This window comes from Herpetosiphon sp. NSE202 (assembly GCF_042688385.1).
Lineage (GTDB): Bacteria > Chloroflexota > Chloroflexia > Chloroflexales > Herpetosiphonaceae > Herpetosiphon.
On the sequence record NZ_JBHUPY010000001.1, the window covers coordinates 220,438 to 244,255 of the forward strand.

Annotated in this window: 19 protein-coding genes and 1 pseudogene; all 20 read left to right on the forward strand. The window is 52.3% G+C overall.

What is annotated here, in order from left to right:
• Window positions 1–45 precede the first annotated feature (45 nt).
• The 20 genes and pseudogenes from murF (at window position 46) to ACFMKP_RS01025 (ending at window position 23,737) form a co-directional block, all read left to right on the forward strand.
• A complete protein-coding gene (gene murF, locus ACFMKP_RS00930) occupies window positions 46–1,515 on the forward strand; it encodes a UDP-N-acetylmuramoyl-tripeptide--D-alanyl-D-alanine ligase (RefSeq protein WP_382288202.1) in 1,470 nt (489 codons plus the stop codon).
• Window positions 1,512–2,669 carry a phospho-N-acetylmuramoyl-pentapeptide-transferase gene (mraY, locus tag ACFMKP_RS00935; protein WP_204754858.1) on the forward strand — a complete coding sequence of 386 codons (1,158 nt, stop codon included), beginning with the start codon at window positions 1,512–1,514 and terminating at the stop codon, window positions 2,667–2,669. Before murF ends, mraY begins: the two co-directional genes overlap by 4 nt.
• Before the next feature lie 183 nt (window positions 2,670–2,852).
• Window positions 2,853–4,151 (forward strand): UDP-N-acetylmuramoyl-L-alanine--D-glutamate ligase, encoded by a 1,299-nt coding sequence (gene murD / locus ACFMKP_RS00940; RefSeq protein ID WP_382288204.1) that lies wholly within the window; start codon window positions 2,853–2,855, stop codon window positions 4,149–4,151.
• Between the two features lie 152 nt (window positions 4,152–4,303).
• On the forward strand, window positions 4,304–5,167 hold the full coding sequence (locus tag ACFMKP_RS00945) for a rhomboid family intramembrane serine protease (protein WP_382288206.1): 864 nt from the start codon (window positions 4,304–4,306) through the stop codon (window positions 5,165–5,167).
• Window positions 5,168–5,216: 49 nt separating this feature from the next.
• Window positions 5,217–6,266: pseudogene (ftsW, locus tag ACFMKP_RS00950) on the forward strand (putative lipid II flippase FtsW); the annotation flags it as partial.
• Window positions 6,267–6,366: 100 nt separating this feature from the next.
• Window positions 6,367–7,668 carry a glycosyltransferase gene (locus tag ACFMKP_RS00955; RefSeq protein WP_382288208.1) on the forward strand — a complete coding sequence of 434 codons (1,302 nt, stop codon included), beginning with the start codon at window positions 6,367–6,369 and terminating at the stop codon, window positions 7,666–7,668.
• Between the two features lie 5 nt (window positions 7,669–7,673).
• Window positions 7,674–8,306, forward strand: a complete 633-nt coding sequence (locus ACFMKP_RS00960; RefSeq protein ID WP_382288210.1) for a hypothetical protein — start codon at window positions 7,674–7,676, stop codon at window positions 8,304–8,306.
• 161 nt (window positions 8,307–8,467) lie between these two features.
• On the forward strand, window positions 8,468–9,799 hold the full coding sequence (gene murC / locus ACFMKP_RS00965; RefSeq protein ID WP_382288212.1) for a UDP-N-acetylmuramate--L-alanine ligase: 1,332 nt from the start codon (window positions 8,468–8,470) through the stop codon (window positions 9,797–9,799).
• 4 nt (window positions 9,800–9,803) lie between these two features.
• Window positions 9,804–11,084, forward strand: coding sequence for a lipopolysaccharide assembly protein LapB (locus tag ACFMKP_RS00970; protein ID WP_204754865.1), 1,281 nt, complete (start codon window positions 9,804–9,806; stop codon window positions 11,082–11,084).
• A 2-nt stretch (window positions 11,085–11,086) separates the two neighbouring features.
• Entirely contained in the window at window positions 11,087–11,995 is a 909-nt protein-coding gene (gene murB / locus ACFMKP_RS00975) for a UDP-N-acetylmuramate dehydrogenase (RefSeq protein ID WP_382288214.1), read from the forward strand.
• On the forward strand, window positions 11,992–13,077 hold the full coding sequence (locus ACFMKP_RS00980; protein ID WP_382288217.1) for a D-alanine--D-alanine ligase: 1,086 nt from the start codon (window positions 11,992–11,994) through the stop codon (window positions 13,075–13,077). Before murB ends, ACFMKP_RS00980 begins: the two co-directional genes overlap by 4 nt.
• Entirely contained in the window at window positions 13,074–13,922 is an 849-nt protein-coding gene (locus ACFMKP_RS00985; protein WP_382288219.1) for a cell division protein FtsQ/DivIB, read from the forward strand. Before ACFMKP_RS00980 ends, ACFMKP_RS00985 begins: the two co-directional genes overlap by 4 nt.
• An 11-nt stretch (window positions 13,923–13,933) precedes the next feature.
• Window positions 13,934–14,278: a small basic family protein gene (locus tag ACFMKP_RS00990; protein WP_201783493.1), complete on the forward strand. Its 345-nt coding sequence runs from the start codon at window positions 13,934–13,936 to the stop codon at window positions 14,276–14,278.
• Between the two features lie 253 nt (window positions 14,279–14,531).
• A complete protein-coding gene (gene ftsA, locus ACFMKP_RS00995; protein WP_204754869.1) occupies window positions 14,532–15,779 on the forward strand; it encodes a cell division protein FtsA in 1,248 nt (415 codons plus the stop codon).
• A gap of 69 nt (window positions 15,780–15,848) precedes the next feature.
• Window positions 15,849–17,030, forward strand: a complete 1,182-nt coding sequence (gene ftsZ, locus ACFMKP_RS01000) for a cell division protein FtsZ (RefSeq protein WP_382288223.1) — start codon at window positions 15,849–15,851, stop codon at window positions 17,028–17,030.
• Window positions 17,031–17,360: 330 nt separating this feature from the next.
• Window positions 17,361–19,316, forward strand: a complete 1,956-nt coding sequence (locus ACFMKP_RS01005) for a peptide ABC transporter substrate-binding protein (protein WP_382288225.1) — start codon at window positions 17,361–17,363, stop codon at window positions 19,314–19,316.
• Window positions 19,317–19,643: 327 nt separating this feature from the next.
• Window positions 19,644–20,711 (forward strand): ABC transporter permease, encoded by a 1,068-nt coding sequence (locus tag ACFMKP_RS01010; protein WP_110514626.1) that lies wholly within the window; start codon window positions 19,644–19,646, stop codon window positions 20,709–20,711.
• 52 nt (window positions 20,712–20,763) lie between these two features.
• Window positions 20,764–21,735 (forward strand): ABC transporter permease, encoded by a 972-nt coding sequence (locus tag ACFMKP_RS01015; RefSeq protein WP_382288229.1) that lies wholly within the window; start codon window positions 20,764–20,766, stop codon window positions 21,733–21,735.
• Between the two features lie 25 nt (window positions 21,736–21,760).
• Window positions 21,761–22,735, forward strand: coding sequence for an ABC transporter ATP-binding protein (locus ACFMKP_RS01020; RefSeq protein ID WP_054534926.1), 975 nt, complete (start codon window positions 21,761–21,763; stop codon window positions 22,733–22,735).
• A 12-nt stretch (window positions 22,736–22,747) separates the two neighbouring features.
• Complete coding sequence (locus ACFMKP_RS01025) at window positions 22,748–23,737, forward strand: ABC transporter ATP-binding protein (protein WP_382288232.1); 990 nt, start codon at window positions 22,748–22,750, stop codon at window positions 23,735–23,737.
• Window positions 23,738–23,818 lie beyond the last annotated feature (81 nt).

Below are 23,818 nucleotides of genomic sequence, written 5' to 3' on the forward strand. Positions count from 1 at the left end.
CGAAATCTACTAGCGCCATGGGTTCATGGCTTTGAGATAGTGCCTATGCTAAGCTTACAAACGGTGGTTGATGGAGTGCGAATTGCCCGCGAAACAAGCTTGCAATTGCCCGCAGCGTTGGCCAATTTACCAATAACGAGTGCTTGCATCGATTCGCGCGAAGCTGTCGATGATGGTTTGTTTGTGGCCTTGCAAGGCGAACGGGTCGATGGTCATGAGTTTATTGCTGCGGTCGCGGCGCGCGGCGTTCGCGCGGCCTTGGTGCAACGCGGTCGTTTGACCGATCCAAGCCAACTGGGCTTGGATCGGCCTTTTGTTGAGCTTGATCCCGATTTGGGCCAAATTCCTGAAACTGCACCAGCCAATGCGTTTTTTTTGATTAGCGTTGATCAGCCGTTGCTGGCATTGCAACGCTTGGCTACTCGCCATCGTCAGCAACGCGATTTGGTGGTGGTTGGAATTACCGGCAGCGTTGGCAAAACCTCGACCAAAGAGGTTCTGGCGGCCATGCTTGCGCCAACCATGCGTACGCATAAAAGCCCACGCTCCTACAACAGCGAAAATACTTTGCCCTTGGTGGTGCTTGGCATTGAGCCAAAACATCAGATTGCAGTGCTCGAAATGGGCATCTACAACAAAGGCGATTTGGCCTTGCTCACGACGATTGCTCAGCCCCAAATTGGCATCGTGACCAACGTTGGTTTATCGCACTTGGAGCGCATGCACACAATTGAAAATGTGGCCGAAGCCAAAAGCGAATTAGTCCAAGCCTTGCCAGAAGATGGTTGGGCGATTCTCAACTACGACGATCAGCGGGTGCTGGCGATGCGCAATCGTACCAAAGCCCAAGTCTTTACCTATGGCCTCGACCCGCAAGCAGATTTGTGGGCCGATAACATCGAAAGTCGTGGCTTAGATGGCATTGGCTTTGATGCCCATTATCGTGGCGAAAAATGGCATATCAAATTGCCCTTGATTGGTTTGCACAGCGTGCATACGGCCTTGGCGGCGGCAGCGGTCGGGATTGTGCTGGGGCTTTCGTGGGATTCGCTGATTCAAGGGTTGCGCAGCAGCGCTCAATTGCGCTTGCTCTCGTATCCGGCGGTTGGCGGCGCAACCTTGATTGACGATACCTACAATGCTTCGCCAGTTTCATGTATTGCGGCGTTGAATCTTTTGGCAGAGCTGCAAGGCCGCCGCATTGCCGTATTTGGCGATATGGCCGAGCTTGGGCCGCAAGATGAAATTGGCCATCGTTCGGTTGGCGTGCGGGCCGCCGATGTGGTCGATGAATTATATGTTGTGGGCGAAAAAGCCCATTGGATTGGCAAAGGAGCCATTGAATCAGGGCTGGCAGCAGAGCATGTGCATGTGTTACCCGACAAAGCTACGGTGATTGCGGCGTTGCAATCGACCCTCCAAGCGAACGATTACGTCCTTGTCAAAGGATCACGTGCTGCCGCTATGGAAGATGTTGCGAATGCTTTGCAAGTTAGGCCGGAGGCTAAGGCGTGAATAACGAACAGGTCGTCGTCGAACTTCAGCGAGCGCTGGTGCTCAAGCTGGCTGAAGCATTGTTATTAGCTGGAGCCGCTTTTGTTTTGACGTTAGTTCTTGGCCGCTGGTGGATTCGCTGGCTCAAGGCCCATAATATTGGCAAAGCAATTCGGGTTGACGGCCCGCAAAGCCATATGATCAAAATTGGCACGCCAACCATGGGCGGAGTCATGATCATTGCCTCAGTTGTAATCATCACGGTGATTTTCAATTTGGTTAATCGCTGGTCGATGCTCTTGCCGTTGGCAGCTTTGGTTGGCTATGGCATTCTTGGCGCGTTCGATGATTATCTTTCGTTGACCAAAGTGCGCTCGAAAACCTTCGGCCTGACCGAGCGCTTCAAAATGGTTTGGCTGGTGATGATTGCCTTTCTGGCTTCGCTGGCCTTGTATCTGCCCAAGCCGTTTGGTTTGGCCAACGGTGGCGATGTGGTTGTACCGTTTGTCGGCGTAATCGATATTGGCTACTGGTACATTCCGGTTGCGACATTTTTGATTGTGGCGATGGCCAATGCCGTTAATTTCTCCGATGGCATGGATGGACTAGCAGGCTGGACTTCGGCGATTGCCTTTGCCGCCTTTGGCGTAATTGCCTTCGTCTATCGCTTCGATTACTTGGTGACCTACTCGTTTACGGTTTCGGGCGCGTGCGTGGCCTTCTTGTGGTTCAACGCCCATCCAGCTCAAGTGTTTATGGGCGATACTGGCTCGTTGGCCTTGGGCGCAACCTTGGCGATTGTGGCGCTGATTTCCAAAGCATGGTTGTTGCTGCCCATCGTGGGGATTATTTATGTGCTCGAAGCTGCTTCGGTGGTGATTCAGCGCTACTATTTCAAATATACGCGGATCACGACTGGCACTGGCAAGCGGGTTTTCAAAATGACTCCAATCCACCATCACTTCGAGTTGACTGGCTGGTCGGAGATGCAAGTCGTCCAGCGCTTTGTGATGATTGGGATTATTGCGGCGATGATTGGGATTTCGCTGGCTTTGAATCCAGCCTTGCCCCAGCAAGTCAGCACAAGCTCAACCCAGCCGACGATTCCTGATAATCCTTTTACCACGACCGACGATCCGACCGCCACGCCGTATCCATCGCCATTGGAAAACTAGGCATTGGCTTGGCAACGAGCGGCATGCCCTCACCCCCAGCCCCTCGCCCACTGAACGCGGGCGAGGGGAGCATGGAATCGGTGGTTCGTTCTCGCCCATTGGGCGGGAGCGAAGGTGAGGGCAAAGCAGAGTTAACGTGATGAATCACTGAATCGCAGGGCATTTAGCAAAGTAAGGCATGGCATGCTCGATTTACGCAACAAACGAATAACCGTGATGGGCTTGGGTGTTCATGGTGGCGGCTTAGGCGTTACCCGCTTTTTGCTGGAGCAAGGCGCACATGTGATTGTGACCGATCTGCGTAGCGCCGAAGTGTTGCAGCCTTCATTAGCAGCTTTGGCAGGCTTGCCCGTTGAGTTTGTGCTCGGCGAACATCGCGACCAAGATTTTGAGCTGGTTGATATGGTGATTCGCAACCCAGGCGTGCCGCGTGAATCGCGCTATTTGCAATTGGCTCGCGCCGCTGGCGTAGCAATTGAAATGGAGATGACGCTGTTCTTCCGGCTTTGCCCAGCGCCAATTATTGGCATTACTGGAACCAAGGGCAAAACCACCACCACCACTTTGACAGGGGCGATGTTGCGTGAGGTTTATCCCGATACAGTGGTTGCTGGCAATTTGCGGGTTTCGGCCTTGGAGCAATTGCCGCGCATCACCGCCCAAACGCCGGTGGTGCTTGAGCTATCGTCGTGGCAGTTGGAAGGGCTAGGCGAAGCCGGATTAAGCCCAGAGTATGCTTGTGTCACCAATTTGTCACCTGACCATCTCGACCGCTATGGCTCGATGGCCGATTATGGATTAGCCAAGCAACAAATTTTTCTGTATCAAAACCCTGATGATGTGGTGGTCTTGCCCAAGCACGATTTGATTGTCAATACTTGGGTGAGTGAAGCACCGGGGCGGGTGATTTGGTTTGATGGCAACGAAGGCTGGCCGCTGGGCCAATTGCAAGGCCAACATAATGCCTTGAATATTGCCGCCGCTGCGGCCTTGGCCCAAGCCTATGGTATTCCCGATGCGGCGATTCGCACGGCAATCGAGCACTTTGCTGGCGTTGAACATCGCATGGAGTTGGTGCGCGAAATCAATGGCGTGCGTTTCGTCAACGATACGGCAGCAACCACGCCAACTGCTGCCGCCGCTGCGCTCAATTCGATGAGTAGCCCAGTGATTTTAATTGCTGGCGGTGCTGATAAAAAGCTAGCTTGGACTCCGTTGGTTGAGGCAATTCAACAATCAAGCCAATTAAAACAGCTCATTATTTTGGATGGCACTGGTTCGCCTGGGCTGACTGCGGCGCTTGGCACTGAGCATGAGCGCTATCAATCGTTTGAGCAAGCAATTCGGGCGGCTTTTAACTTGGCTGAGGCTGGCGATACAGTTTTGCTCTCGCCTGGGGCGGCGAGCTTTGGTATGTTTCGCAACGAATTTCATCGTGGCGAAGAATTCCGACGAATTGTCGGCCTATTGGCGGAAGATTAAAAATTATTTAGGAAGATTGGGCTATAGCCAACATTAACGAAACCAGCCACGATAGTGAAGGTTCTGCAATTGAGGTTATTGCCAAAGGCCTAAGTTCTTGTTTCGTCGCTATTGAGCTTGATTGCTACAATTGGCTCAGAAATTGGCAAACTATGCAAGATCCCTATTCAGGTTATGAGCCTGAGCGTGTTGAATATTCTCCCAGCCAGCCTGTAATGGTGCAATTACCCAATGCGCCAGTACGGGCTACGTGGGTGTTTATGGCGATCAACGTCATCATGTTTGTGGTTTGTATCCTCAAAGGCATGAACGTGATGGGCAGCAGCGAAGGTGATGCGCTGGTATTGATCGAATTGGGAGCCAAATGGTCGCCGTTGATGGATATTGGCGGTGAGTGGTGGCGCTTGCTGACCGCAACTGTGCTCCATGGCGGGCTGGTGCATATTGGCTTCAATATGTATGCGCTGTATGCGCTTGGCCCAACTGTTGAGCGCTTTTATGGCAGCCTGAGCTTTAGCATCATTTACCTGATTGCCGGCATTGGCGGGGCTTGGGCTTCGTATACATTTGGTAAGTTGCCTAGCCCTTCGATTGGGGCATCGGGCGCAATCTTCGGCCTGATTGGCTGTTTGATTGGCTTCTTCCTGACCGCCCGTAGCGTGCTCGGCGATTTTGCCCGCCAGAACTTGCGCCAAATGGTTGGCACGGCGGCAATTAACCTGATTATTGGCTTATCGCTCTCATCGGTGATCGATAACTATGCCCACATTGGTGGCATGGTGATGGGCTTGGCGCTGGGCTTTACATTGGCCCCACGCTTGGCCTATATTGCCGATTGGTTTAAGCCGCGCATTGAGGCCCGAGCGCCTGCGCCAATTCGTTGGCTGAGTGTGGTTGCGGCCTTAATTTTTGTGGTTGGCGCAACCTGGTTTGTACATAACCAGCGCATGGCTGATGCAAGCAGCAGGGCGCTGCTCGAAGATTTCTATGCAGCATGGATATTAAGTGCCCGTTAGACGGTTGGAGGTCGGCATGAACGATCGAGTTCCGCGAAAACCTGATGGAATGTTGCTAGCCCTTGTGGTTGGCCTAGTTGCGTTTGGGCTAGTGATGGTCTATAGCTCATCGTTTTATGTGGCCTATGCCGAGTATGATTCTTCGGTCTATTGGGTGTTGCGCCAAACCATGTGGGCAATTGCTGGCGTTGTGGCAATGTTTATCACAATGCAGTTCGATTATCGCAAGTTACGGCGGTTTTCCTTGCCCTTGATGGCGCTGACGCTCTTTTTGCTGTTGCTGGTATTGCTGTTGCCCGAACATATTACCAAGGTCAACGGAGCCAGCCGCTGGATTAACATTGGGCCAATTGGGATGCAGCCAAGCGAGGTTGCCAAGTTTGCGGCAATTATTTATTTTGCCGACTGGCTTTCGCGGCGTGGCTCGAAAATTCGCCAATTTGTCACTGGGCTATTGCCATTTGGGATTATGCTTGGGCTGTTGGCAGGCTTGGTGCTGTTGCAACCAAATATGAGTACCACGATTGTGATTGTGGTGATCAGTGCCGCGATTTTGTTTACCTCTGGGGCCAGCTTGACCCACTTGGGAATTGCCGCCAGCATTACCACGCTGGTTGGTTGGATGGCAATTCAATCGGCGGGCTATCGTGCGTTGCGGGTTTTGGTTTGGCAAGATCCATTTAGCTACCCACGCGACGGTGGCTACCAACCAATTCACGCTTTGTATGCGCTTGGCTCTGGTGGTTGGACTGGGGTTGGCTTGGGCCAAAGCCGCCAGAAATTTTTCTGGTTGCCCTTCGCTCATACCGATGCCATTTATGCGGTGATTGGTGAAGAATTGGGCATGATTGGCGCAGGCTTGGTGCTGGCAGCATTTATTGTGCTGGCAGTGCGCGGCTTCCGGATTGCCTCACGCTCGCTCGACCCATTTGGGGCGTTGATTGCAGTTGGCGTGACGACATGGCTCGTCGTGCAAGCGCTAATTAATATTGCCGTGGTAACCACCGTGATTCCGTTTACTGGGATTACGCTGCCATTCATTTCCTATGGTGGCTCATCGTTGATGATGACCATGATTGCAGCGGGCTTGCTGCTGAGTGTTACCCGTTATGCGCCGTTGAAACGGGCTGAGGAACAAACCAATGAACTCTCCATCCCCACAATTGGCCAACTCCGACCACGAGTGGTCGCCGCTGCTGATGCTGTGCGGCGGTGGCACGGGCGGCCACGTGTACCCGGCTTTGGCCGTAGCCAGCGCCCTGAAGAAGCTCAGCGAGCAAGCAGCTTTGCCATCGGCAACTCCCTCGGCGGCACATGGCGCAAACCAGCAGACGAATCCAAGCGCCTCATCGCTTGGCGCAAGCCCAAACAGCGCAAAACCTTGGTCAGCCAGCCAATCAACGGCAGCACCGCCCGCGAAAGGATTGAGCAGCGGCGGCGTAATCAACGCCAACGTTAAACCGCAACTGCGCTATATTGGCTCAGTTGATGGCATGGAAGGCGATTTGGTCAAGCGCGAGAGCACAATTCCGTTTGTTGGCTTGCCTGCTGCTGCCATGCGTGGGCGCAACCCAATTCAGATGCTGAAAAATGCTGGCGTGTTGATAAAAGGTGTGCTTGCTGCCCGTAGCTTATTGCGGCGCGAACGGCCAGCAGCAATTTTGGGCACTGGTGGCTATGTGTGTGTGCCGCTGTTTGTGGCGGCGGCGCTCGAACGAGTGCCAACGTTGCTCTATTTGCCCGATATTGTGCCTGGTTGGGCGGGGCGGGTTTTGGCCCGTTTAGCCACCCGCATTGCTGTAACCTTTGATGATTCTAAGCGCTATTTGCCAGCGCACAAGGTGGTCGAAACTGGCTATCCGGTGCGCGGCGAGGTGTTTAATCAAGATAAAGCTGCCTGTCGGGCCTTGTTTGGGCTGAATGATCAATTGCCAGTGCTCTTGGTCTATGGTGGCAGCCGAGGCGCAAGGTCGATTAATCAGGCTGTTGCCGCGCTCTTAAGCGATCTGTTAGAATTAGCGCAGGTCGTGCATGTTTGCGGACGGAATGGCGATGAACCATGGTTGCGTGAGGCTCAGGCCAAGCTCAGCCCTGAACAGGCCAGCCGTTATCACCTTTACCCCTATCTGCATGCCGATGCTGAACGCTCGATGAGCGCAGCATTTGGCGCAGCAGATTTTGCGTTAAGTCGGGCTGGTGCTTCGACGATGGCTGAACTCCCCGCCGCAGGCATTGGTTCGATTTTGGTGCCTTTGACGATGGTGAAGCAAGAATACAACGCTGCTGCCCTGGCCGACCGTGGCGCAGCAATTAGCATTCCCGATGAGGCAATGCTAGGCTCTGGAGAGCCAACCCAAGGCCGTTTGTGGCGCGAACTCTCAGCAGTGCTGAGTAGCCCTGCGCGTTTGCAAACGATGGCGCAACGCAGTGCCAGCCTTGCCCAACCAGACGCAGGGGCGCGGCTTGCCAGCGAATGGCTGGCGCTTGCCCGAGGAGGCTAAAGCGTATGTCGTTTCGAGTGATCCTCTTGCAACAATCGATCCAGTTTAGCTTTTTGCAGCTTTTGATGCTTGTGATTTTTCCAATCGCAGGCTTCTTTGGCTGGCGGCGCGGCTGGAAGGAAGAGGCGATTACCACGGTCGGGCTCATTTTCTCATTGGTGTTGTTTGCCAACCCAACGGTTGCCGAAAACATGGCTGGGCTGCTGAATCGGATTATCAATGCCTTTGCAGTGTTTATTAATGCCCTGTTTGGCAGCGAAAGCGGCGAACGGTCGCCCTTTATTGATAGCGATAATTTTGAGAATTTTCGGGCAATTTCGTTTATCATCGGGGTCATTCTTTCGTATGTGATTGGCTCGGCGATTGGCAGTCGCGATGAAGTCAGTCGCGGTGGGCGGGTGATTGGGGTCGGCGTGGGCGTGTTGAATTCGTATCTTGTGCTTTCACGCTTGCTCGATTTTTGGATTGCCTACGACAAAGAGGGCGCTAATTTGCCCTTTGATGAGGGCGTTGGCATCACCGTCTCGTCAATTTCGCAGCAAAATGCCTTGAAGGACAATTTGCCAACGATCTTTGCCTTGCTCTTTTTGGTCGTGTTGATTGTCACATTCTTCCGCCTCCCCAGAATGCGGGAGTAACAAGGAGAGCATAGAGCAAAGAACATAGAACATAGCAACGTTTATTGATCGATTATGCTCTATGCTCTATGTTCTATGTTCTGAAAAATGCTTGGGGACGCTGGGAATCGTCGATCTCAGCGTTTCTGCTGTTTTTATCTGGTTTTTTTAAGGAGTCGCTGGTGCATACGCACATTGTTGGAATTGGTGGTTCAGGGATGAGTTCGATTGCGACGATCCTTGTGGAACGTGGCGATCAGGTTTCAGGCTGCGATCGCGCTGCCAATGCCGCAACCAAGCGGCTTGCAGACCAAGGGGTTGCCATTGCGATCGGCCATGATGCGAGCCATATCGTCGGCATCGATCGCTTGCTGGTTACCTCGGCCTTGCCACTCGACCATGTTGAGATCGTGTCCGCCCAGCAAGCAGCGATTCCGGTGCTCACGCGCCACGATCTTTGGCGCGAATGGAGTGCAGCGCGCCCAACGCTGGCGGTTACTGGAACCCATGGCAAAACCACCACTACCGCAATGTTGGCAGTTATTTTCAAGCATGCTGGCTATACGCCTGGCTTTTTGATTGGAGCCGATGTTCCTGCCTTGGGAGCAAGCGCCGCGTGGGGCCAAGGGCCGTTGGTGCTTGAAGCCGATGAATATGCCCGCACTTTTTTGGCGCTTGACCCAACGATTGGCATTATCACCAACCTCGATTGGGATCATGTTGATATTTACCCGAGCCAAGCTGAGTACGATGTGGCCTTTCTTGAGTTTGCCAGCAAGCCCAGCCTGCAAGCCTTGGTGCTTTGCGGCGATGATGCTGGCACGCAACGGGTTCTGGCCGATTTGCCAGCGATTCGTTGCGGCTTGACTGAGCACAATGCTTGGCGCGCAACGGCGATTCAAGCCACGCCCGATGGCATGCTTTTTGATCTGATTAGTCCCGTGGCCGAGCCAATCGCCGTTCAGTTGGCGGTTGCTGGCTTGCACAATGTGCAAAATGCCTTATTGGCCTTGGCTGCGGCCCACACCTACGGGGTTGATCTCGCGGCGGCGGTCGCGGCAATTGTGCACTATCAAGGGGCGGCACGGCGCTTCGAGCCAAAAGGCAAGGTAGGCAATGTGCGGGTGTTTGATGATTATGCGCATCATCCAGCCGAAATTCGAGCCACGCTTGCCGCAGCCCGCGCGCGCTTCCCAGAACAACGAATTGTGGCCTATTTTCAGCCGCATACCTTCAGTCGTTTGGAAGCGTTTTTGGCTGAATTTCAGACAGCTTTTGAACAAGCAGATGTGGTGCGGATTGGCGCAGTGTATGGCGCACGTGAAACCAGCAAGGGCGATCCAACCACGCAAATTGTGGCTGGGATGCAACATCCAAATGCTTTGGCAGTGGGCGATTTGAACCAAGCTTTTGAACAATTGTTACACGATGTGCAGGCTGGTGATGTGGTATTGACCTTGGGCGCAGGTGACGGAGTTTCGGTTGGCGAGCGGTTAGTGGCGGCGCTGAGGTGATTCGATGATTGCTGATGCTGCGTATCGCCAATTTCATCGTGATGCAGCAGATCGGTTGCGTCAACTTTACGCCGAGCAAATTGGTCGGCCTGAAGGCTTGGATGGAATTATGGCATGGCATTTAGCATTGGCCTGCGAATGGCCCGACGCAATCAACGCAGCTCTTGATCAGGCTGAAAGCGTGATTGCACAACATAATATTGCCGATGCTCGCGTTTGGTGCGAGCGGGCCTTGGATTATCTGAGCCGCTTGGCCGAGGAGCAACGGGCCAATTTTGCCCTGCGCGCCTACAGTTTGGCGTGGACGGTGCTCGATTGGGCGGGCAATCACGATGATGCTTTGTATTACGCGCAGCAGCTATTGACCTTGGCTCGCGCCGCCCAATCGGTGCAGATTGAAGGCGGTTCGTTGGTAGCGTTGGGTCGCTCGCAACGAGCTATGCGCGATTTTGCCAACGCCGAGCAAACGCTCAAACGCGCACTCGATTTGGCTCGCACGACCAATAATTTGCCACTCGAAGCAGAAGCCTTGTTGCATCTTGGCAAAACTGAGCAACTCCAAGGCCGTCATACCGAGGCAATTCACCTGTATAACGCGGCCCAAGCACGCGGAGCGGTGATTGACGATCGGCTAACAATCGCTAAAATTATCACAAGTATTGGCGATGTCTATCGCTTGATTGGCTCAGGCCAACAAGCCGCCGATTATTACACCCGCGCCTTGGAAATTGAGGAGCATCTGCCTGGTACGTTGGGCGTGGCGATTGTGCACGAGAAATTAGCACTTTCGTATCTCGAATTAAACGATTTGGATCAAGCGCTACGTTGCCAAGCAGAAAGTCTGATGCTGCGCGAAAAATTGCACGATGCAGTGGGTACAGCCCGCGCCTACACGGTGATGGGCGTGATTCACCATGCACGTGGCGATTATCAGACCGCAGTTGACTCGTTTTTGAAGGCCTTGCAATACGAAGATCGGCGTTCGCAGGGCGTTGGCCAAATTATGTTGCACAATCGTTTGGGCGATGCCTATCGCGCGCAAGCAGATTATGGCTCGGCCAGCACCAGCTACAATGTTGCACTGACCAATGCTCAGCAATTGGGCGATACGGTTGGAATTGCCTTGGCCAGCGAGCGTTTGGGCGATTTGGCCTACGAATGGAACGATCGCCATGACGCGGGCAAACATTGGCATACAGCATTTTTATTGCGCCAAGGGCTTGGCCACTACGATGAACAAAAACGCTTGCGCGAACGCTTGCGCAGTTTAGGAATGCAGGTTTAAGCATGATCGACCTTCGCGAAAACGAGCCACTTGCGCCATATACCGCGTGGCGGATTGGTGGCCCAGCGCGTTATTTTGTTAATGTCAGCAGCCCTGAGCAACAAATTGAGGCTGTGCAATGGGCTGAACAGCAGCAATTGCCGATTTTTATGCTTGGCGGCGGCTCGAATTTGTTGATGAGCGATGCAGGCTGGAATGGCTTGGTGATTCGCAATCGATCGACTGGCTTTGAGATTCAGGAGCATGGCGAGCAGCTGACGATTCATGTGCAAGCTGGCGCGCCAACTGCTGGCACGGTACGGCGCTTGGCGGCGCAGGGCATTGCTGGCCTCGAATGGGCCGAAGGTTTGCCTGGCACAATCGGCGGGGCCATCTATGGCAACGCTGGCTGTTATGGCGGCGAAACTGCGAAACACCTGCAATCGGCGCGGCTCTTAATGCCCGATAATCAAATTGTCGAGTGGTCGGCGGCTGATTTTCAGTTCGATTATCGCACCAGCCAACTCAAGCGCCTGGCAGCTAATCGGCCAACCACGCGCATTCCGTATGTGCTTGATGTGGTATTAACTGCTTGGCGCGACGATCCAGCGCGCATTGCCAGCACAATGGCCGAGATTGCCGAAGGCCGCAAGCAACGCACGCCTGCTGGTTCCTCGTGTGGCTCAGTGTTTAAAAACCCGGCCAACACGACCGCAGGCCGCTTGATCGATGCTGCTGGCTTGAAAGGTTTTCGCATGGGCGCGGCCCAAATTGCCGAAAAACATGCCAACTACATTTTGAACCTTGGCGGGGCAACCGCGAGCGATATTTTGCGAGTGGCCGAGTATGCCCAAACTGAAGTGCTCAAACAATTTGGCATCGAACTTGAATTAGAAGTTCGCGTGATCTCCAGTGAGGATCAATCGTTATGACAAAACGACGAGTTGGAATTGTCTTTGGCGGGAAATCGGGCGAGCACGAAGTCTCGTTAAAATCGGCGCGGGCGGTGATGAATGCGCTTGATCCTGAAAAATATACGGTTGTGCCAATTGGCATCAGCCGCAACGGCCAATGGCTCAGCGGTGGCGATCCATTGTTGGCTTTAGAGCAACAGGCCGACCAAAAGATGCTTGGCCGTGCGCCGCAAGCTGGTTTGGTCAGCGAAACTGCCATTGTGCAAAGTGCTGGCAGCTTGCCCGAACACACCAACATGGCCGCGCTCGATGTGATTATTCCGGTCTTACACGGCCCGTTTGGCGAGGATGGCACGATTCAAGGCGTGTTTGAATTAGCCAATCTGCCCTACGTTGGCTGTGGCGTGTTGGCGGCCTCGGTGGGCATGGATAAAGGCTTGATGAAATCGGCATTTGCGGCGGCTGGCTTGCCCCAAGTGCCGTGGCAATTGGTGTTGCGCCGCGATTGGCAACAACAGCCCGAAGCGATCTATGAGCGGCTTGAAGCTGCTTTGAACTATCCAATGTTCGTCAAGCCAGCCAACCTTGGCAGCAGCGTTGGGATTAGCAAAGTCAGCAATCGGGCTGAACTGGTGGCTGGCATGGCCGAGGCTGCTGGCTACGACCGCCGGATTGTGGTTGAGCAAGGCATCAATGCCCGCGAAATCGAAGTCGCAATTTTGGGCAACGATGATCCAGCGCCTTCAGTGCCAGGCGAAGTGCTGCCAGCCAACGATTTTTACGATTACGCCGACAAATATCTTGAAGGCCAAACCCAATTTGCGATTCCGGCGGAGCTTGAAGCTGCGACCAGCGAGCAATTGCGGGCGATGGCCGTGACCGCCTTCAAAGCAATTGATGGCGCTGGCTTGGCGCGAGTCGATTTCTTTGTCGAGCGCGAAACTGGCGCAATCTATATCAACGAAATTAATACCTTCCCCGGCTTCACGGCGATGAGCCAATATCCCAAATTATGGGAAGCCACGGGAGTCAGCTATAGCGAATTGCTTGATCGTTTGATCGACTTGGCAATTGAGCGCTATCACGAGCGAGGACGATGAGTAATCCACGTCGGACAGGCCGGATAATCAGTCGCAAGCCACGCGGGCGGACTGCGCTTGGGGTGCGTACCAGCACGCCCATGGTGCGGCCAACCGCGCGCACGATTTTGCGCAGCATGCTCATGAACGGCAAATTGCTGGCTTTGGCTTTATTGTTGGCGAGCATTGGCTGCTTGATTTTTGTCTTTCGTTCGCCAGCCTTTGTGGTTGGCAACTTAGAGATCGAAGGCAATCGCTCAGTCGATGCGACCACAATTAGCCAATTGGCCAACCTGCAAGGCCGCTCGATTTGGGATATTGATCCGGCGGCGGTGGCTGCGCGGATTGGCCAAAATCCCTATGTTGCCACCGCCACAGTGCAATTACGGATTCCGGCGCGGGTCTTGGTGCGGGTGCAAGAGCGGCAGGCGGCGGTTGTGTGGAATGTTGGTGGCACCAATTACGAAGTGACTGCTGGCGGCGAAGTGTTGGGCTTGGCCACTTCGATAACCACCGCAACCTTAATTATTTACGATACCCGCACCATTCCAATTTCGGCGGGCAGCTATATTGACACCGATGCCTTGAATTTGGCCCAAACCCTGTATCTGCGTATACCCAAAGAGCTTGGTTGGCAACCGACGCGCTACGAGTGGGACCCATACTACGGGCTTTCGGTTTACAATGACACCAAGCAAGCTGTGTTTGGGCGTTTGGCAGGCGAACCGATTAGCCTTGATCGCAAACTTGCAACCTTGCAACAAGTCCAAACCAGCGATGCAGCTTGGATATTTATTGATTTACGACCGGAAAAACCCTACTATCGACCGCAGGCGACTCCAACGCCAACTGAAGGGTCGCAATAAGGAGCACATGGGTGGAGCAGCGACAAGCTATGTGGATTCCGCTGGCGGGGCTGGGAGTTGGGGTGGCGATTGGGCTTGTTTCCGGCCTAACGATTCCCTCGCAATTTGCCCGTTACACAGCGGTGGCAGTTTTATCGGCGCTTGATTCGATTGTTGGCGCAACGCGGGCCACGATCGAAAAACGCTATCGGAATCGGATTTTTATCTCGGGATTAATTGGCAACACTGTATTGGCGGTTGTGTTGGCGTTTCTTGGCGAACGTTTAGGCATCGACCTCTATTTGGCGGCAGTGGTGGCCTTTGGTGTCCGTTTGTTTGAAAATGCCAGTCGCATTCGCCAACATCTGGTTGGCTAGGCGCAAAGAGCGAAACCAAGGCGAAGCTACGCTTGATGGATGCACTTTTTTGCAATGTCGCGCTCTCATCATTCGTTATTTCGAGCAACCCGACATTGATCATTGTTCCCGCCTTGATAAACCAGCTTCTTCTGCGACCTAGTGTAGGTTGTTGACGCAATGCAGCGTGGTTGCAAAGCGATCTGCTATCTCGTATAATCGCCAGCAACCCTGCTTGACAGGCAACATTTTAGCCTAACACAAGGGGTTTTCCATGAATCGCACCATTGTCGGTATTGATGTCGGTACAACCAAAATCTGTACTTTGGTTGCTGAAGTTCACGATACAGGCAAAGTCAATATTTTAGGGGTTGGCCTCACGCCTTCCAAAGGGCTTGATCGCGGGGTTGTTGTCAATATCGATGAAGCGGTGAGCGCGATTGCAACTTCGGTCGAAAAGGCCGAGCGGCTTTCTGGCTACCGCATTGGCACAGCCTTCGTGGGGATTGCTGGTCGCCACATTTCCTCGGTCAATAGTCGCGGGGTTGTAGCAATTTCACGGCCCGACCATGAAATTTCGCGCACTGACGTGGCCCGAGCCGTTGAAGCAGCCCAAGCGATTGCTATTCCCACCCAACGCGAAGTAATCCACGTGATTCCACGAGCTTATATTGTCGATGGTCACGAAGGCATTCGCGACCCAGTTGGCATGGCGGGCTATCGGCTTGAAGTTGAAACGCATATTGTCACTGGTGAAGTGATGGCGATTCAAAATTTAATCAAGAGTGTTGAACGGGCTGGGGTTGGCATCGACGACCTTGTGCTGCAACCCTTGGCTTCGGGCGAGGCTGTGCTCAGTGAAGAAGATAAAAGCCGTGGGGTGGTGCTGGTTGATATTGGCGGCGGCACGACCGACATTGCAATTTTTATTGGTGGTGGCATCTGGCACACCGTTGTGTTGCCGATTGGTGGCGCACATTTCACCAACGATTTGGTCTATGTATTGCACACCCCACATAACACCGCTGAATATCTTAAACTGCGCTATGGTAAAGTGAGCGATATTGAAAGCCATGATCCTGAAGAGGATTTGATTGATACTGATGGCTTCTCACCAGGTGAACATCAACAAGTTTCGCGGCTTGAACTTAACGAAATTCTGCAAGCTCGCGCCGAACAACTGATCGACATGATTGGCAATGAAATCCGTCGTTCTGGCTATGAAGGCCTGTTGCCTGCGGGAATTGTTCTGACAGGTGGCTCGGCTCAATTGCCTGGCTTAGATGAGATGGCTCGCCAACTTTTAGGCATGCCAGTGCGCATTGGCATCCCAACGAATTTGACTGGATTAGCTGAAGCAATTGATGCACCACCCTATGCCACGGCTGTGGGGCTTGTCCGTTGGGGCTTGCGTCATGGAATGGGCAGCGTTGGCGGCCACACTGCAAGCCAACCAGCAACAACCAACTGGAAACAAACCTACGACCGCTTCAAAATGTGGTTACGGGAGTTTTTACCCTAAACAGGCATCTGGCTACAGTCGATCCACGCCATTGCTGAGCTTTGGTGCTGATCTGGAGGCAACTTAACTATGGATTTCAATAACAACTTAATTGAAAATTTCGCCCAAATCAAAGTGATTGGGGTTGGTGGCGGTGGCTCAAATGCAGTTGATCGCATGGTCGAATCGGGCCTGCAAGGGGTCGAATTTATTACGGTCAACACCGATGCTCAAGCCTTGATCCACTCGCCGGCGACGATTCGGGTGCGGATCGGCGATAAATTGACCCGTGGGCTTGGCTCTGGTGGCAACCCAGTAATTGGCCAAAAAGCTGCTGAAGAAACCCACGACGAGCTGCACGATGTGTTGCGTGGCTCGGACATGGTTTTCATCACCGCTGGTATGGGCGGTGGCACCGGTACTGGCGCTTCGCCAGTGATTGCCTCGATTGCCCAAGAAATTGGCGCTTTGACAGTTGGGGTTGTTACGCGGCCCTTCTTGTTTGAAGGCAACCATCGCCGCAAAGTTGCCGAATCGGGGATTGACCAACTAAAGCCAACCGTTGATGCTTTGATTGTGGTGCCAAACGATCGCTTGCTGCAAATCGCTTCGAAAAATACCAAAATGAACGAAGCCTTCCGCATGGCCGACGATGTGCTGCGCCAAGGTATTCAAGGGATCTCCGATTTGATTACCAGCCGCGGTTTGATTAACCTCGACTTTGCCGACGTAAAAACGATTATGTCGCAACAAGGCACGGCGTTAATGGCGATTGGCCATGGCATTGGCGATAATCGCATGGTCGATGCAGCCAATATGGCAATTTCATCACCGTTGCTCGAAATTTCGATCGACGGAGCCAAAGGTGTGCTGTTCAACGTCACTGGTGGCGAAGATTTAGGCTTGCTGGAAGTCAACGAAGCTGCTGAGATTATTTCTAAAGCTGCTGATCCCGATGCCAACATCATTTTCGGGGCGCGAATTGACCCCAACTTGCCAGCTGATGAAGTGAAAATTACGATTATTGCGACCGGCTTTGACCAAACGCGGCCTCAAGGCAACAATCGTTCGCGCTCGTATCCATCGGCGCAAAGCCAACCAAGCAGCCAACCACAATCAAACTATCAGCCATCAACCCAACAACCAGTACGGCCAGCGGCTCAACCGCAACAACCACAACAACCGCAACGGCCTACGCCACCAACCACGTTTGGTAGCAATGATGATTTAGATATTCCACCATTCTTGCGCAACCGCGAACGCCGCAAATAACCAAGCCTGCTCGCTCCAGCGCGGTGGTACTACCCCGTGTGGAGCGAGCAAACTGCCCAAATTGAGCGTAAATATTTTTAGCTAACTACTTAGGTCGTTGGGCAAACTGCCCAAAGCTTAGGCAAAAAGTACTACAAATTTTGACATCAGCTTTTTAATCGTTATAATGAAGCTCTGAATACCGATCACATCTGTGCTACCTATGAGAATACCCCAAAATCCATAGATGGATGTGGTTGTGTACCAACCTTGTTGGCCCTGTGTCCCTCTGATGCAGGAATGTTCGATTCTACGAATCGGGTTTTGGACTCATTGATTTAGGAGGCAAGAATGCTTCGATCAAAGCGCCAATTGATGAGCTTTGCGCTCATGTTGGTCCTTGTTGTTCCGATCTTGGCTGCTTGTGGTGGCGATGCTACTCCAACCACGGCTCCAGCAACAACAGTCCCTGCAACCGCAACTACAGATAGCGCAGCAGTAGCTACGACTGAACCAACCGCTGCTGCAACCGAAACGGATGCAACTGTTGAACCAACTGCTGAAGCTGAAGCAACCGCAGAACCAACCGCTGGTACCGGCACCACGGGCGAAGGCCCTGGCACCGACCCAGAAAAAACCATCATCATTGGTATGACCCAATCGCCAGACACCTTGTTCGGCATTGAATCACAATCAAGCGCCACCACCCAAGTGTTGTCAGCGATTCAGCCAGCCTGTTTCACCACCTTGGACTATGAATACCAACCAGTTTGTTTCACCAAATTGCCAAGCTTCGAAGATGGCGATGCAGTGACCCAAACCGTTTCGGTTGACAGCAGCTACGAAGGCAACATCGTCATCAACGACGAGTTGATCACCGACACCGCTAGCTTGACCGAAGCTATGGACATGGAACAAGTTGTTGTAACTTGGACCTTGATCGACGGCTTGACTTGGGAAGATGGCACCGCCATCACCGCTGCTGACTTCGTGTTTGCTGCTGAATTGTACCAAGATCCAGGCATCAAGAACGCTAGCCGCTTTGTACTTGATCGTACCCAAAAATACGAAGCCAAGGACGACAAAACCTTGGTATGGTACGCAGCTCCTGGTTACACCGATGCAACCTACTTCTTGAACACCTTTGGTCCTGAACCAAAGCACGTTTTGGAAGGTGAAGACCCAGCAACCATTGGTGGTAGCGACTACGCTGCTAAGCCATTGGCATATGGCCCATATAAGATTGCTGAAAACACCCCTCAAGAAAGCACCAAATTGGTTGCTAACGAAACCTACTGGAAAAAAGGCTACCCAATCATTGGCAATGTTACCTTCAAGTATCTGACCAGTGAAGATCAAGTCTTGCAACAATTGGAAAGCGGCGAAATTGACGTCGTTGGTTCAATTGGTTTGACCTTGGCGAACGCTCCTAAGCTCGACGAACTCGAAGCTGCTGGCACGCTCAAAGGTCAATATGTTCCAGCAACCGTGTGGGAACACATGGACTTTGGCGTAGAACGCAATGATGGTCAACCATCAATCTTCGCCGATGTGAAATTGCGCCAAGCTGTTGCTTTCGCAATCAACCGCAAGCAAATCATCGATAACGTCTTGTTCGGCAAGACCGTTGTGATGAACACCTTCTTGCCAGCCGACCACTGGGCTTACCCACCAAACGGCGAAGGCTTGGAAGCATACGAATACGATGTTGAAAAAGCTAAGGCTCTCTTGACCGAAGCTGGTTGGACCGCTGGCGCTGATGGCATTCTTGAAAAAGATGGTGCTAAGCTCACGATTCAATTCTTCACCACCGAAAACAACCAAACCCGCGAAGCCGTTGCTCAATTGATCCAAGAAGACTTGAAAGCTGTCGGTATCGATGTTCAATTGAACTTCGTTCCAGCAACCGATGTTTTGTTCAAGAACGGCGCAGAAGGTATCTTGGCTGGCCGCCGCTTCGACTTGGGCTTGTACGCTTGGGTCAGTGGCCCAGAGCCATCGACCGCTCTGTACCTCTGTGATCAAATTCCAACCGAAGAAAACAGCTACGGCGGTCAGAACAACACTGGCTGGTGTAGCCCTGAATACGATGCAGCTGCGTTGGCTTCACAAGCTGAAACCGACCGCGCTAAGCGCATTCCTTTGGTCATCGAAGCTCAAAAAGTCTTCAATGCCGAATTGCCAACCTTCCCATTGTACCAACGCGTCAATGTTGGTGCATATAACGTCAAGGTTAGCGGCTTGGACTTGAATCCAACCAGCCAAGTTGACTTCTGGAACATCGAAACCTGGGACATTACCAAGTAATTGGTAAGCTCCTCTCTACGGAGCTGCGTGCTTGCACGTAGCTCCGTAGTTGTATCCCTCGCCTTCCCACAGCTTTTTGTGAGCGCACCATAAACAGTTAAATCAAGACAATGTTGTCACGCCCGGATTTTAACCACCAGACAGTGATTGTCGTGCTTGTGTGGTTTTTTTTGTAATGCGAGATAAATGGTACAATAGGCCAGTTTTCCAAACCGATAAAATTCAATGCTCTTTTTTTGAACGTAATTTGCCGTAACAGAGTGTACTAGTTAAGAACCATTTATCTTATCGGCAATTAACCATTTCAAGCATCTTTAGAGGTACCGCATGACTGTATATCTCATTCGGCGCTTGTTTCAAGCGATTCTCGTTCTCCTGTTCTCATCGGCAGTGATCTACTCGCTGTTTGCCTTGGCTCCTGGTGGCCCCCTTGATGAGTTACGCCAAAATACTGACCCTAAGAGCCGTCCGAGTGAGGCGGATATTCAGCGTCAAGCAAAATTGCTCGGGGCTGATAAACCGTGGTACTTGTGGTATCCCACATGGCTTGCTGGTGATACATGGCTCGATAAAGTTGGGCTTGAACAATATGTCGGCGAGCGCAAAGGTATTTTACGCTGGGATTGGGGTACCTCATGGAAGTTCCAGCGCAATGCTCCCGTCTTAGACATTATTAAAGATAAGCTGCCCGATACGCTCTGGCTGATGATTACCTCAACGATCATTTCGTTGGTCTTGGGGATTCCGCTCGGCGTTTTCTCGGCAGTGCGCCAATATTCGTTCTTTGATTATATTTTGACCACATTTAGCTTTATCGGCTTATCATTGCCTTCCTTCTGGTTTGGGCTTTTGATTATTGCGGTATCGCTGTGGTTTAAACGCAATGGCTGGTTCTATTTCCCTGCTGGCGATATTTTGGCCTTGCGCAACTACGAAGTGCCAGTCCTCGGTACGGTTGTCGCTGGCTCGTTCCTTGATCGGGTCATGCACTTGGTGATGCCAGTTACCGTGCTTTCGATGCTCAACTTGGCCAACTGGAGCCGCTTTATGCGCGCGAGTATGCTCGAAGTGCTCAGCCAAGATTATGTGCGGACTGCCCGCGCTAAAGGGGTCAAGGAACGGGTCGTGATCTACAAGCACGCCTTCCGCAATGCGTTGATTCCCTTGATTACAATCATCGTGTTTGCGATTCCTGGGGTTTTTGGCGGTGCATTGTTTACCGAAACAGTGTTTAACTACAAGGCACTTGGTTTTACCTTTATTAGTGCCCTCAACCTCAAAGATTATCCCTTGGCAATGGCCTTCTTGCTGATCTCATCGATCTTGCTGGTGTTTGCTACTTTGCTGGCTGATGTGCTCTATACCATTGTTGACCCACGAATTCGACTTGACTAGTTGAGGCTCGTAGTGTTCGATTGGTTTAGCGACCCGTGTGAAAGGAAAATCCATGGCTGTTTCAACAACTCAAGTCGAGGCCCGTGAGGCGAAAAAAGACGAATATGAGCGCCCGTGGCTTGAGATTCTCAAACGCTTTTCACGCCACCGCTTTGCGGTTGCAAGCGTAGTGGTTTTGTTTTTGATGATTGTGGCGGTTACCTTTGGGCCATTGTTTATGCCCTTTGGCGAAACTGATACCGCAGTTACTAAAAAAGATCAACCACCAGGCACCGAATATGTCGTCCCTAAAAATCTTTACTATAATAGTATTGGTGGCGAGGTCCGAACTGCGGCCGGCACGACCCTGACCTTCTGGCTTGGCTCAGATGGGATTGGCCGCGATTTGCTGACCCGTTTGTTATATGCAGGCCGGGTGTCGCTGTATATTGCGGTTGCGGTTACCTTGCTCAGCGAATTGATTGGGATTATCATTGGTGTGATGAGTGGCTACTTTGGTGGGTTTGTCGATGCCTTTGCAATGCGCTTTGTCGACTTCCTCAACACCTTGCCGTTGCTGCCAATTCTGTTGATTATCTCGACAATTCTTGAGCCAACGGTCAACCTACTGATTTTGATCTTGGTGTTCTTTAGTTGGACTGGCGGCGCACGCTTGATGCGTGGCCAAATCTTGAGCTTACGCGAGCAAGAATATGTTTCTGCTTCGCGGGCCTTGGGTGCGTCCAACTTGCGGATTATGTTCCGCCACCTTGTGCCAAACGCCTTGGCTCCGAACATCGTTAATGCCTCGTTGGCCTTGAGCGGTGTGATGATTACCGAAGCAGCCTTGAGCTTCTTAGGCTTCGGGGTCAAGTTGCCAGCTGCCTCATGGGGCAATATGCTCAAAGGTGTCAACACCACGATTCTGGAAAAATATACCTGGCAAGCCTTCTTCCCGGGGCTGGCGATCTTTATTTGTTCATTGTGCTTCAATTTTATTGGCGATGGCTTGCGCGACGCTCTTGACCCACGCGCCAAACGCTAACCTGTAATTCTTGCTAGATAGGGGCATGCTTGTGGCTCAATCCGATGTTTTGTTGAAACTCAAGGGTGTCAAAACCTACTTTTTCACCGATGAAGGCACTGTCCATGCCGTCGATGGCCTCGATTTTCAGGTGCGTCGTGGCGAAACCCTAGGGATTGTCGGTGAATCAGGCTGTGGCAAAAGCGTAACCTCCATGTCGATTTTACGCTTGCTGGGCAAAACTGGTAAAGTCATCGAAGGCGAAATCATGTTCGATGGCGAAAATTTGCTCGACTTGAGTGAAGAAGAAATGCGCAAAATCCGGGGTAATCGGATTTCAATGATTTTTCAACAGCCAACGACCTGTCTGAATCCTGTTTTCCGCATTGGTGAACAGATTATCGAGGCCTTGCAAATTCACCAAGGGCTTTCGGGCGAGGAAGCCAATAAACGCACGATTGAGCTTTTGACCTTAGTCGGTTTGCCCGACCCCGTGCGTCGCATGCGCTCGTTCCCCCACGAAATTTCTGGTGGTCAGGCCCAACGGGTGATGATCGCCATGGCGTTGGCATGTAACCCAGAATTGTTGATTGCTGACGAACCAACCACCGCACTTGACGTAACGATTCAAGCGCAAATCTTGGATCTGATGCGCGAGTTGCGCGAAAAAGTCAATACTGCAATTATTTTGATTACCCACGATTTAGGGGTTGTGGCCGAAATGGCCGAAAATGTGATGGTTATGTATGCAGGCAGGGCCGTCGAATACGCCCCTGTTCATGCGCTGTTTGAAGCACCCAAACACCCCTATACCCAAGGCTTGATCGCTTCAACCCCGGTTTTGGGCAATGTGCGTGACGAATTAGAAACCATTCCTGGCCAGGTTCCAAGCTTGTTGAACCCGCCTGCTGGTTGTCGTTTTGCTTCACGCTGCGCCCATCGGATGGATCAATGTACCCAAGAAGAACCCCCGTTGATCAAGCTCGAAGGTGATCGACTGGTACGTTGCTGGTTGTACTAGAAGAGGTTTTACATGACTGTTTCCAACAGTACCAGTGAGCATTTGCTTGAGGTACGCAATCTCAAGAAATATTTTCCAATTAAAGGTGGCTTGCTGCGCCGCACTGTCGCCGAAGTTAAGGCACTTGATGGCGTTAGTTTTAGCATCAAGAAGGGCGAAACGCTTGGTTTAGTCGGTGAATCTGGCTGTGGCAAAACGACTACTGGCCGCACAGTTCTGCGCTTGATTCCACCTTCTGGTGGTCAAGTGTTGTTTGAAGGCCAAGATGTGCTCAAGGCAAGCGCTGGCCAAATGCGCGTCCTGCGGCGTAATATGCAAATTGTGTTTCAAGACCCTTATGCCTCGCTCAACCCACGGATTCCAGTAGGCCAAAGTATTGCCGAGGGCTTGAAAATTCACAATATTGGCACGCCCAAGGAGCGGCTTGACCAAGTTGCCCAGGTGCTGGAACGGGTCGGCTTGAATTCAAGCCACATGCGCCGTTTCCCCCACGAGTTTTCTGGCGGCCAACGCCAACGGATCGGGATTGCCCGCGCCTTGGTGATGCAGCCAAAACTGATCGTCTGCGATGAGCCAGTTTCGGCCTTGGACGTGTCGATTCAAGCCCAAGTGCTTAACTTGTTGAACGACTTGCAAAAAGATTTGGGCCTGACTTATCTGTTTATCGCCCACAACTTAAGCGTTGTCGAGCATATCAGCAATCGGGTAGGCGTGATGTACTTAGGGCGCATGGTCGAGCTTTCAAGCCGTGACCAATTGTTCCGCAAGCCAATGCACCCCTATACCAAAGCCTTGATGTCGGCAATTCCCTTGCCCGATCCAACCATCAAGCGCGATCGGATTATCTTGGAAGGCGACGTGCCAAGCCCGGTTAATCCACCAAGCGGCTGTCGCTTCCACCCACGTTGCTGGTTGGCGCAAGATATTTGTAAACACGACGACCCAGCCTTTGAGGAAAAAGAGCCAGGCCACTTTGTTGCTTGTCACTTTGCTCAGGGTTAAACAGCTTGTTGGGATTACGCATCAGAACCGAGGCGGCTTTGCTACCTCGGTTCGTTGTTTAACCAGCTAAAGATCTGATGA

Excerpts from the sequence above, each read along its gene's own strand:
- ACFMKP_RS00960 (WP_382288210.1), top strand. The coding sequence starts at position 7,674 with ATGTCGTTTCGAGTGATCCTCTTGCAACAATCGATCCAGTTTAGCTTT.
- ACFMKP_RS01005 (WP_382288225.1), top strand. The coding sequence starts at position 17,361 with ATGCTTCGATCAAAGCGCCAATTGATGAGCTTTGCGCTCATGTTGGTC.
- ACFMKP_RS00985 (WP_382288219.1), top strand. The coding sequence starts at position 13,074 with ATGAGTAATCCACGTCGGACAGGCCGGATAATCAGTCGCAAGCCACGC.
- murD (WP_382288204.1), top strand. The coding sequence starts at position 2,853 with ATGCTCGATTTACGCAACAAACGAATAACCGTGATGGGCTTGGGTGTT.
- murB (WP_382288214.1), top strand. The coding sequence starts at position 11,087 with ATGATCGACCTTCGCGAAAACGAGCCACTTGCGCCATATACCGCGTGG.
- ACFMKP_RS00945 (WP_382288206.1), top strand. The coding sequence starts at position 4,304 with ATGCAAGATCCCTATTCAGGTTATGAGCCTGAGCGTGTTGAATATTCT.
- ACFMKP_RS01025 (WP_382288232.1), top strand. The coding sequence starts at position 22,748 with ATGACTGTTTCCAACAGTACCAGTGAGCATTTGCTTGAGGTACGCAAT.
- murF (WP_382288202.1), top strand. The coding sequence starts at position 46 with ATGCTAAGCTTACAAACGGTGGTTGATGGAGTGCGAATTGCCCGCGAA.
- ftsZ (WP_382288223.1), top strand. The coding sequence starts at position 15,849 with ATGGATTTCAATAACAACTTAATTGAAAATTTCGCCCAAATCAAAGTG.
- ACFMKP_RS01015 (WP_382288229.1), top strand. The coding sequence starts at position 20,764 with ATGGCTGTTTCAACAACTCAAGTCGAGGCCCGTGAGGCGAAAAAAGAC.
- ftsA (WP_204754869.1), top strand. The coding sequence starts at position 14,532 with ATGAATCGCACCATTGTCGGTATTGATGTCGGTACAACCAAAATCTGT.
- ACFMKP_RS01010 (WP_110514626.1), top strand. The coding sequence starts at position 19,644 with ATGACTGTATATCTCATTCGGCGCTTGTTTCAAGCGATTCTCGTTCTC.
- ACFMKP_RS00980 (WP_382288217.1), top strand. The coding sequence starts at position 11,992 with ATGACAAAACGACGAGTTGGAATTGTCTTTGGCGGGAAATCGGGCGAG.
- ACFMKP_RS00970 (WP_204754865.1), top strand. The coding sequence starts at position 9,804 with ATGATTGCTGATGCTGCGTATCGCCAATTTCATCGTGATGCAGCAGAT.
- ACFMKP_RS01020 (WP_054534926.1), top strand. The coding sequence starts at position 21,761 with ATGCTTGTGGCTCAATCCGATGTTTTGTTGAAACTCAAGGGTGTCAAA.
- ACFMKP_RS00955 (WP_382288208.1), top strand. The coding sequence starts at position 6,367 with ATGCTGTGCGGCGGTGGCACGGGCGGCCACGTGTACCCGGCTTTGGCC.